Genomic DNA, 334 nt, shown 5'->3' on the forward strand with positions numbered 1-334 from the left:
TTGAGGGATGTCGTTGTCTTTCCGCATATGGTGATTCCTCTTTTCGTTGGTAGAGAAAAGTCTATTATGGCGCTTGAAGCGGCCATGGCTTCTGACAAGAAGCTTCTCTTACTCACACAAAAAACTGCCATCGAAGACGATCCGTCAATCGATGAATTATATTCCGTTGGTACGGTTGCAAATATATTGCAAATGTTAAAGCTGCCCGATGGTACGGTTAAAGTGCTGATCGAAGGTGAGTACCGAGTCAGTGTGGATCGGGTTGCTTCAGAAGAGTTCTTGTCAGCAAAAACGAGTGAGCTGGAAGAGTCTCATCCAGAGCAGTCTGAGTTTC

The 334-nt window shown here is 45.2% G+C and carries 1 protein-coding gene; it reads left to right on the top strand.

Annotated features, from left to right (window positions below; genetic code table 11):
- Positions 1–334 (top strand): LON peptidase substrate-binding domain-containing protein (locus A3761_RS05340; RefSeq protein WP_197472848.1); only part of this gene is annotated, 334 nt, incomplete at both ends.

Source organism: Oleiphilus sp. HI0123, assembly GCF_001635315.1.